We start from the raw sequence: 9346 nt of genomic DNA on the forward strand, positions 1-9346 counted from the left end.
ACCTTGTGATGACTCTCAAAACCTCCATCGACCGCGCCCGGTACATCATCGACAACGCCAATCTCTACTGTTATCTCGTGACAGAATGCGGTTGGAAGCCTGACTACATCTGGGAAATCCTTACCTCGGAGGTTAAGGATGAAATCGTAAACATCGTAATCAACAACTGGAACAAAGGATATGGGAACTAAGACAATTATCGCAATTATGTTTTGTACAGCCCTCATGGGGATGCCTCAAGCTCTTTCAGCCCAAAGGGTCGTGCATGATGACCAGAAGTTCAAGCAATGGAGGTCGATGGAGAACGGCCCGTGGGATTTCGCCCCCGACTGGTACTACTACTTTCTGCACAAGAATTATTCGGGTGCTGAAATGTACTGGAAATGGGCGGGGTTCAAGTCCGGCTACCGTGTCCGCTTCAAGGAGGAGAAATCAAATGTCAAGCGCATCATGCCTGTGCGCATAACCGCCGAAGAGACACAGCGGCAGAAGGTCAGTCAGGTCGAGAAGGAACGTGCCCAGATCGAGGAACTTTACAAGGAGGAACTTGCGAGAGAGGCCGACCGTATCGTCGATGTCACATACGTTTCCTACAAGGATGAGTTCAACCGTATGCAGGACTGCATCACCGATGGGCTTCTCTACTGCATGAACAAAAGCAACGGTGCACTGGAGTATCAGGTGAACGAGATTTCCCGGCTGAATGAAGTGCTGTGCGCAGACATCGCTTATATCCATAAGACCGGCCCGGGCTACGAGCTTGAAAACGCCAAACGCCGTCAGGCTTACGAGAATGCCAAGACAAAGATGGAGGAGCTGGTAAACCGTACCGCACACCTTTGCGCCGTAGCCGCCACACATTATTAAACTTATTATCAGGATATATATGACTTTACTTTCTATTCTTTGTACCATGGGGCTTCCCTCCATCGATGACAGCCTCGACAAACTTCTTGTCGCTATGGAGACGTTCCCGAATGTGGCGGTTCTCGGCGATGCCGTGAGCCTCGCACGGATTATCGGACTGTTGCTGGCACTTTGTGTCGGCTCATACGAGTGTTGGATGATGATGCTCGGCAGACGTGGCATGGACGTGATGAAGCTGCTTCGCATTGTCGGTATCTCTATATGCATTTCATGCTCTTCATATATCTGTTCCGCGTTGCAGACCCCGGGCAAGGGGCTGGAGGCTACAACAAAGGCTATGGCGAAGTCCAAGAACAAGGAGGTGGCGGCTTTCGAGTTGAAGGTGGCGCAGAAGCAGGGTCAGTATCTCGAAAGGCTACGTGCCGTGCAGGACTCCATCGCCACGGCGCAGCAGGTGGCCGCCATTGGCGAGGATGCCAACTGGTGGGACAAGCTCATCTACAATGTGGAGAATCTCGGCAATACCATCAACAACTATGCCCAGCGTGCCGCAGTCGCCGCAGAGACCAAGGTCAGCGAGTGGATTAACGACGTGATCAGATTTGTCGGTGAACTGATTTTCCAGATGTCGTACTACGGTATATTGGTGGCACAGAGGATATTTCTCGCTATCATGGCTATATTCTGTCCGATAATGTTCGCCATGTCGCTCGCTCCGCCTTGGAACTCCGCATGGAGCCAGTGGATGTCGAAGTATCTCTCTTTGACCCTATGGGGGTTCATCACATATATGTGCCTGTACTACATCGACTTCATTCTCCTCTACAATCTCCAGCAGGATATAATCGCCTACGAGCATCTGCTCAACGGCTCGGTCAACTCATGGTCGCAGATCGGGGCATTGGGCCTTCAGGGCATAGGCTCCAACTGTATGTACGCTATGGGTATGCTAGTCGGCGCATATATAATACGCTATGTTCCGGAAGTCGCTTCATGGCTCATCCCCGGAGGTGTTAGCAGCGGTGTCGCAGGTTCGTCAGGCGCATTCGCGATGGGAGCTGCAATGACAGCCGGGTCCGCCGCAGTCACAGCCACATCTATGGTGGCAGGTGGTGCAAGCAGCGTAGCCGGAACACTCGGAACTATCGGCGAGAACAATCTAAAACATAAGAACTTCGGCAATCCCGAACAATAACAACTTCAGAATATGCTCATACAATCATTAGCACAGAAGACACGGCTGGCACTCCTCACGGTGCTTGCCGCAGTCGGGGGCTGCGTCCTGATATGCGGCTTCACTCTTTGGCGTTGCATCGCCCTCGTCACCGAGGAGCGCCAACAGATATATGTCCTTGACGGCGACATTCCTTTCCTCGCCCAACGCGCCCAGCTCGAAGCCAACTTCACAATGGAAGCACGTGCGCATATCCAACTGTTCCATCAGTACTTTTTCAACCTCCCTCCAGACAACGACTATATCAAGTGGACTGTCGGAAAGGCTATGTATATGGCTGACGGAACCGCGTTGAAGCAGAAGCAGGCTATGGACGAGAACGGATTCTACTCGGATATAATCTCTTCATCGGCAGTCTGCACAATCATCTGCGATTCAATCAACTTTGACGAACATGAACGGAAGTTCACCTACTACGGCACTCAGTTGATCAAGAGGCGAACCCGTGATTTGAAACGCTCAATGGTGACTTCCGGCTACATCGAGAATGTCCCACGAACGGAGAACAACCCCCATGGACTGATGATTACAGGCTGGAGGACAATAGAAAATAAGGATTTGGGCTACTAACCACTTCACTATGAAATCAATAAATAAGACAATCAAAGACAACCGCATTAAGACGCATCAGGCTGTCTGCGGTTGGCTGAAGCCGAGAATGAATGCCGTCGGAACCCGATGGCGAATCGCAGCGCGAATCCGTCTCGCAAACTCATGGGCCACGAAGAACCCGAAAAAGACTTTTGGCTATGTGGTCGGCACATTGCTCATGGTATTGTTGGTGGATGTCGCATTCACAGGGGCAAGGGCTGAAATGAACAATCCGGAACTTGCGAGAATAGCCAACGTCGAGCCTATATTCAACGGCTTCCGTACCATTCAGGCAAACAAGGAGGCCCACCGGAAGACTATACTCGAACTAACCTCGCAGGGTCAGAGCATAAGGCAGGAACTCGACTCCATGATCCGTATCCCGGTCAAATCCCACGCTGATTCCATCGGCATAATCAAGAGATACAACAGTCTCGAAAACATCGCCAAATCACTTAAACAGAACGATACCAATGACTAAAATCAATTTCAAACACCCCAAGTATATCTTTCCGGTGGTGATATTCATACCGCTGTGCTGTCTGGTATACTTTGTCATGCAGACCTTCTCCGACGGTGGTGACGATGAGAAGGAGCAGGTGGCGACAGACCGCATCAACACCACTCTCCCCGAAGCCAAGGCCGAGGAGGCCGGCAGCAAACTGTTCGAGATGTCGCGTCGCTTCGATGACGAGGATGCCTTTACCGCAGTGGGCGGCATTGGTGAGGATAAGGAGGAAAACGAGAAGCTCGACCACGGCTATACCGAGGAGGAGCTGAACCGTCTCGATGCCGCAGAAGCCGAGCGAATCCGTCAGCAACGGGAGATGGAGGAGCTGGAACGTTCTCTCGCCGAATCCCGGCGTCATATCAACTCCTATGCCTACGATGACCCGTATTCAAATTCCTATGGCGGCAATGGCTCTTCAAGAGATGATTTTGCCTCAGAGCTGGAGGAGATTCAACGCCGGAGCTTTGAACGCCAAAAGGCTATCGAGACAGGTCTCGGCTTCGGTCAGGATGACGAGGAAGAGAAATTGAAAAAGCAGCGAGCCGATTCAATCGCTCAGGCAAAGCGTGAGGAAAAGGAGCGCAACCGCCCAAAGCTCGTTATCAAGTCACAAGATACAAATGCCGAGAAGTTCAACACTGTCGGTACTGAATCCGAATCAGCCGATGCCACCCTCATACGTGCCATGATTGACAAAACCACCAAGGCGCATGAGGGGACTCGCCTCCGTTTCAAACTCCTTGACGACGTGACTGTAAGTGGTACCCGATTGAAGAAGGGAACGTATCTCTACGGTACTGTCACAGGCTTCGGACAGCAGCGTGTACGAGCAACTATCACAAGCATCCTTATAGGCGGCAAATTCATCAGCGTCAACCTCTCGGTATTCGACAATGACGGCATGGAGGGTTTCTACGTACCTGAATCAGCCTTCCGCGACTTCATGAAAGAGGCCGGTGCCAACACCGTCCAGCAGAACATCAGCTTCGAGTCGGAAAGCGGCTATGGTTCCGGCATATCCGGCGAGGCCATCGCGCTTCAAGCCTTGCAGAATATGTACAATTCCGCGACTTCCGCCGTATCGGCAAACATCCGCAAGAACAAGGCGAAAATCAAGTATAACACAATCGTTTATCTCATCAATTCTGACAAAGCGAGATAAGCGCATAAATAGGTAAACTATATTACTAATAACAGAACATACAATTAGTATAATCATTTAACACACCCAATATGAAATCGAAGATTCTCACTGCCATCCTCTGTGCCGTCGGCATTGTCGGAGGCGTATCTGCCCAGACCACATTCAAGGAGAAAATCTACGTCAATCCTGACGTGACCACACATATCGTCATGCCGGAGAACATCAGGCTTGTCGATATTTCGACCACTAAGATTGTCGGCAACCAGTGCGCCGACAACATCGTCCGCATCAAGCCGCTCTCCCCGGATGACATGGAGGCGGATTCGCAGCCGTTCCGTGAGAATGAGCTGCTTGCCACGCTTACACTCATCGGTGAGCGACACATGGCACAGTATGATGTGGTTTTCGTCTCGTCCCCCTCCCGGGCCGCATCGATCCACAACGTGCCTTACCGCAATATGCAGTCCTACATCAACCCTGAGGTGTCGATGCCGGAATCGGAGATGGCGCGTTACGCCTGGGCTGTCTATGGCAGCAGTCGCAAATATAATCAGGTGGTGTCATCCAAGCATGGCATGAAGGCAGTAATCAACAACATCTACTCAATCGGCGACTACTTCTTCATCGACTATTCGCTGCAGAACAAGACGAAGATTCCTTACGACATAGAGGAACTGCGTGTCAAGCTGACCGACAAGAAGGAGGTCAAGGCAACCAACTCACAGACTATCGAGCTGACACCGGCCTATTCGCTAAATCTCGCCAAACGCTTCAAAAAGCATTACCGTAATGTGCTCGTCCTGCCGAAGCTGACTTTCCCTGACGAGAAGGTGCTTCGCCTCGAAATTTCGGAGAACCAGATAAGCGGCCGCGTCATCACGCTTACAATCGAGTATGAGGACATTCTCAATGCCGACGGCTTTGACTCCGACATACTCAAAAAGATTCCTTATGGCTATCAGCCCCACATCTATAAATAACCCGCCACTATGAAGAAGATAATCCTCGCTCTCATATGCGCCGTCGTATCGGCTGGCGCATACGCCCAGGGAAAACTGACCGTCAATACCGGATTCCTTTCCCCTTCAACGCTCAACGCTACCATCGGCTATGAACACTCGTTTTCCTACGGCAACGCGGTGGAAGTGTTCGGTGAAATCGGCAACCACTGGCGCACGTCCCCCGGTGAGTTCTGGAAAAGATACTACTGGGATGGCGGCATCCTCTACAAGCATCGTCTTGCCCGATATAAGAACGGCATGTTACGCTTTCGTTTCGGGCCGCAGTTCGGAGCCGTAGAACGAAAGTTCTTCCTCGGCGCGGAAGCCGGTTTTGAATACAATTATGTCTTCCAGAACGGTTGGGAGTTCTCGCTGATCCAGAAGAACAACGTCAACTTCCTGCACGGCGATACGTTCCGGAACGGTCTGCTCATAGGTCTGAAAATCCCATTGTAACAAAATTTAGGCTATGGCTTTTGAAGAAACCCGTGAACAGCAGCAGATGTACAACTACTTCCGTAGCTGCATCTATGTGTTCCTCATAATAGAGATTGTGATGAATCTGCCGATTACGGCAGACAACCGCATCACGCAGTTCATCCTCGACCTGCTCGGACGTTTCAAGGTGTTCAACTCCGTGGCAGGCTGCAAGATGATCGAGCTTGTCTGCATCTGTGTGGTCTGCATCGGAACCAAGGCAAAAAAGGCGTTGAAGTTCAACGTCAAGACTATGGTCATCTATCCAGTCCTCGCGGGTCTGACCCTTGTCGGGCGGTGCTTCATATTCCACGGCGTACCCCTCGGTATGGAGATGATGGGCTTCCCGGCAAACCGCATAATATATGCCTTCTGCTCGATAGCCGGAACGATGCTCGTCCATCAAGGACTTGACGGAATCGCCAAGTATTACAACCACCGTGTCGGCGAGGACCGTTTCAACTTCGAGAACGAGTCGTTCCAGCAATCGGAAAAGAAAGTTGAGAATCCCTACTCGGTGAATATCCCGATGATATACTACTATAAACGCAAGATGCACAATGGTTTCATAAATATCACGAATCCGTTTCGCGCGACTATTGTACTCGGCACACCGGGTTCCGGCAAGTCTTTCGGTATCATAGACCCGTTCATCCGCCAGCATAGCGCAAAAGGTTTTGCGATGATGGTGTATGACTACAAGTTTCCGACCTTGGCAAAGACTCTATTCTATCAGTATTGCAAGAACAAGAGGAACGGCAAGTTGCCGAATAACTGCGGTTTCCGTATCGTGAACTTCACTGATGTAGAGTATTCCAACCGCATCAATCCTATCCAGCGGAAGTATATCCCTGACCTTGCGGCTGCTTCGGAGACTGCGGCGACACTGCTTGCCTCGCTTAACAAGGGTGGCGGAGAGAAGAAAGGCGGCTCGGAGGCGTTCTTCACTAATTCTGCCGAGAACTTCCTCGCGGCAATCATATATTTCTTTGTAAACCTGCACCCGACGGGTTTCAAGGACGGTAAAAAGCTGAAACGCTTTATCGCCTACGAGGGAAAGAAGTTAGAGATTGTCATACGCAACTGGTTCGACTACAACGCCATCGATGACAAGGGCGAGGTCGTGCTCGACTTCATAGATGACCAGAGCCGCAACCATTCGATTGACGAGGACGGGATGTTCGTTGACCTTAACGGCTATTCCTATACCAAGCGGACCGGTGAGACTGTCAGGATTGACCGTTGCTGGTATGAGGACGAGCATGGCAACGAGGTGGAGCCGGATACCATCACCGGTGAATATTCCGATATGCCGCACGTCCTTTCATTCCTCGGACACGGCTACAAGGAGATTTTCGATATTCTGATGCAGGACGACAAGATTGCCTCGCTCATGGCTCCTTTCAAGTCCGCCTTCGAGAACAAGGCTAACGACCAGCTTGAAGGTATGGTGGGTACTCTCCGTGTCAATGCCGCCAGACTCGTGTCTCCGGAAGCCTATTGGGTGTTTACCGGTGATGATTTCGACCTCAAAATCTCCGACCCGGAGAATCCGAGCTATCTCATCATCGCCAACGACCCGGAGAAGGAGCAGGTAATCGGTTCGCTGAATGCCCTTGTACTCAACCGACTGATTACACGTGTCAATTCCAAGGGAAATATTCCGGTCAGCATCATCGTCGACGAACTTCCGACGCTGTACTTCCACAAGATAGACCGACTTATCGGAACAGCCCGAAGCAACAAGGTTGCTGTGACTCTCGGGTTTCAGGAGCTTCCTCAGTTGGAGGCCGATTACGGTAAGGTGGGTATGCAGAAGATTATAACCACCTGCGGCAATATCTTCATGGGAGCCGCCCGAAACAAGGAGACCCTCGAATGGGCGCAGAACGATGTTTTCGGAAAGGCGAAGCAGACCTCGACCTCGATAACCATCAACGATTCAAAGGTATCTACACAAATATCCGAACGACTCGATTTCCTCGTTCCGGCGGCGAAGATTGCAGACATGGCAACAGGCTGGCTCGCGGGTCAGGCGGCGCGTGACTTTACCGCAACCGACAAGAGCATGATGAGCCACTTCGACATCGAGCAGTCGGAGGAGTTCAAGACCACGAAGTACTTCTGCAAGACGAACTTCGACATGAAGCAAATTCACGACGAGGAAGCGCATTATGTGGAACTGCCCAAAATCTATGAGTTCAAGGACGAGCGCGAGAAGGAAATCATGCTCAATCGTAACTTCAAACGTGTCAATCAAGAGGTCGAGGAGATAATCCGAGTCCTCGCAGGAAAAGGATAATTCATCTGGAACATGAAAACAATAACCACCAACCCCATACCATTTTCAGTACCGCTGTCGCTCAGATTGAGCGGCAGCGCACTGAAAGTCATAGCCGTCCTCTCGATGCTGGCTGACCATTGCGCCTACTATCTCATGGAGCATGGTACTCCGGCATACGATATGATGCGATGCTTCGGTAGAATGGCGTTCCCGCTATTCGCTTTCCTTATAGCCGAAGGATTTGCGAATACCCGTAACCGCCTACGTTATCTCCTGACTATCCTTGGCTTCGCAGTCATAAGCGAACTGCCATGGTATCTGCTTAATGGAGCCGACGGCACCCACAACGTCATGTTCACACTCGCCCTTGGTGTCGTGGCACTCGCTGCTTTTGACCGACTGTGCGAACACGGTCCTATATGTTTTGTGTCAGTAATGCTTGTGGCATCATTGGCATGGCTGGCCGGTACTGATTATGAATGGCAGGGAGTGGTTATGATCACTATATTTTACATACTTCGCCGTCAGACCATCGAGCCGTGGCAACCCCGCAACAGGGTCAGTTTTCCGGCCCAGTCACTCCGTCAGGTCATCTTCACCTTCCCCATCATGGCAGCATATGGACTGACCGGAGCAATCCTTTCGTCAGCCATCATATTCCTCTACGACGGCACCCGAGGCTGCATAAAAGGCGCAGCCGCCAAGTATAGCTTCTACGCCTTCTATCCATTGCATATTTGGATTATCAGTATGATAGCGGCTTTGTCTTAGTGAATCAGTAAGTTCGCAATATTATTATCATGGCAGAATGAGCAAAAATCAGTTAATACAGATATTGCCGAATCCTCATCCATGAACAATTCAATAGGAACTGAATAAAGCCCAATAATACTGTCACCTTCATGCCTTATTGAAAACGTATGATTGCTGGAGGCATATTCCTTACTATTAATTATTGCTTTAGTATCCCACCACCATGGACTGGTTTGAGGTTTTACTTCAATTAGAAACAAAAGTTTTGAAGCGGATTCTTCTTCTGTTGAAAACGAATTAATATTGGTCCGAGTACTATGGAGGCTGTCAAAAAATCCCGTGTCAGAGTATTGAATTACACTTAACGCATAATCCATTATTCCATCGGGACTCTTCTTTTCTCCCAAATAGTACTCTAAAAGATAACTATATATATAATCCCATGCCCATGTACCACTGGAGATTCTCTTTGAGGCACCATTAG

10 protein-coding genes and 1 pseudogene are annotated in these 9346 nt (G+C 50.3%); 10 read left to right on the top strand and 1 reads right to left on the bottom strand.

Annotation, left to right across the window (positions count from 1 at the left end; all coding sequences use genetic code 11):
- From C5O24_RS08460 to C5O24_RS08505, 10 genes and pseudogenes are all read left to right on the top strand, one after another.
- Nucleotides 1-191: pseudogene (locus C5O24_RS08460) on the top strand (hypothetical protein); the annotation flags it as partial.
- Nucleotides 192-207: 16 nt separating this feature from the next.
- A complete protein-coding gene (locus C5O24_RS08465; RefSeq protein ID WP_237613028.1) occupies nucleotides 208-867 on the top strand; it encodes a DUF5045 domain-containing protein in 660 nt (219 codons plus the stop codon).
- A gap of 19 nt (nucleotides 868-886) precedes the next feature.
- Nucleotides 887-2062 carry a TraJ family protein gene (locus tag C5O24_RS08470; protein ID WP_107036329.1) on the top strand — a complete coding sequence of 392 codons (1176 nt, stop codon included), beginning with the start codon at nucleotides 887-889 and terminating at the stop codon, nucleotides 2060-2062.
- Between the two features lie 12 nt (nucleotides 2063-2074).
- Nucleotides 2075-2671 (top strand): conjugative transposon protein TraK, encoded by a 597-nt coding sequence (traK, locus tag C5O24_RS08475; protein ID WP_107036330.1) that lies wholly within the window; start codon nucleotides 2075-2077, stop codon nucleotides 2669-2671.
- 10 nt (nucleotides 2672-2681) lie between these two features.
- Complete coding sequence (locus C5O24_RS08480) at nucleotides 2682-3173, top strand: hypothetical protein (protein ID WP_107036331.1); 492 nt, start codon at nucleotides 2682-2684, stop codon at nucleotides 3171-3173.
- Entirely contained in the window at nucleotides 3166-4365 is a 1200-nt protein-coding gene (locus C5O24_RS08485; protein WP_107036332.1) for a conjugative transposon protein TraM, read from the top strand. Before C5O24_RS08480 ends, C5O24_RS08485 begins: the two co-directional genes overlap by 8 nt.
- Nucleotides 4366-4436: 71 nt before the next feature.
- The gene (gene traN / locus C5O24_RS08490) at nucleotides 4437-5327 is read left to right on the top strand and encodes a conjugative transposon protein TraN (RefSeq protein WP_107036333.1); all 891 of its coding nucleotides are present in this window, start codon (nucleotides 4437-4439) and stop codon (nucleotides 5325-5327) included.
- A 9-nt stretch (nucleotides 5328-5336) separates the two neighbouring features.
- Nucleotides 5337-5804: a hypothetical protein gene (locus C5O24_RS08495; protein ID WP_107036334.1), complete on the top strand. Its 468-nt coding sequence runs from the start codon at nucleotides 5337-5339 to the stop codon at nucleotides 5802-5804.
- A gap of 13 nt (nucleotides 5805-5817) precedes the next feature.
- The gene (locus C5O24_RS08500; RefSeq protein ID WP_107681701.1) at nucleotides 5818-8127 is read left to right on the top strand and encodes a type IV secretory system conjugative DNA transfer family protein; all 2310 of its coding nucleotides are present in this window, start codon (nucleotides 5818-5820) and stop codon (nucleotides 8125-8127) included.
- Nucleotides 8128-8139: 12 nt separating this feature from the next.
- A complete protein-coding gene (locus C5O24_RS08505) occupies nucleotides 8140-8880 on the top strand; it encodes a TraX family protein (protein WP_107681702.1) in 741 nt (246 codons plus the stop codon).
- Here the strand turns inward: C5O24_RS08505 and C5O24_RS14010 are convergent.
- A partial coding sequence (locus C5O24_RS14010; protein ID WP_500690278.1) for a PM0109 family protein occupies nucleotides 8877-9346 on the bottom strand: 470 nt, incomplete at its 5' end. The two genes, C5O24_RS08505 and C5O24_RS14010, sit on opposite strands and share 4 nt — an antisense overlap.

The organism is Paramuribaculum intestinale (genome assembly GCF_003024925.1).
Taxonomy (GTDB): Bacteria; Bacteroidota; Bacteroidia; order Bacteroidales; family Muribaculaceae; genus Paramuribaculum; species Paramuribaculum intestinale.

Excerpts from the sequence above, each read along its gene's own strand:
- C5O24_RS08465 (WP_237613028.1), top strand. The coding sequence starts at position 208 with ATGTTTTGTACAGCCCTCATGGGGATGCCTCAAGCTCTTTCAGCCCAA.
- C5O24_RS08470 (WP_107036329.1), top strand. The coding sequence starts at position 887 with ATGACTTTACTTTCTATTCTTTGTACCATGGGGCTTCCCTCCATCGAT.
- traK (WP_107036330.1), top strand. The coding sequence starts at position 2,075 with ATGCTCATACAATCATTAGCACAGAAGACACGGCTGGCACTCCTCACG.
- C5O24_RS08480 (WP_107036331.1), top strand. The coding sequence starts at position 2,682 with ATGAAATCAATAAATAAGACAATCAAAGACAACCGCATTAAGACGCAT.
- C5O24_RS08485 (WP_107036332.1), top strand. The coding sequence starts at position 3,166 with ATGACTAAAATCAATTTCAAACACCCCAAGTATATCTTTCCGGTGGTG.
- traN (WP_107036333.1), top strand. The coding sequence starts at position 4,437 with ATGAAATCGAAGATTCTCACTGCCATCCTCTGTGCCGTCGGCATTGTC.
- C5O24_RS08495 (WP_107036334.1), top strand. The coding sequence starts at position 5,337 with ATGAAGAAGATAATCCTCGCTCTCATATGCGCCGTCGTATCGGCTGGC.
- C5O24_RS08500 (WP_107681701.1), top strand. The coding sequence starts at position 5,818 with ATGGCTTTTGAAGAAACCCGTGAACAGCAGCAGATGTACAACTACTTC.
- C5O24_RS08505 (WP_107681702.1), top strand. The coding sequence starts at position 8,140 with ATGAAAACAATAACCACCAACCCCATACCATTTTCAGTACCGCTGTCG.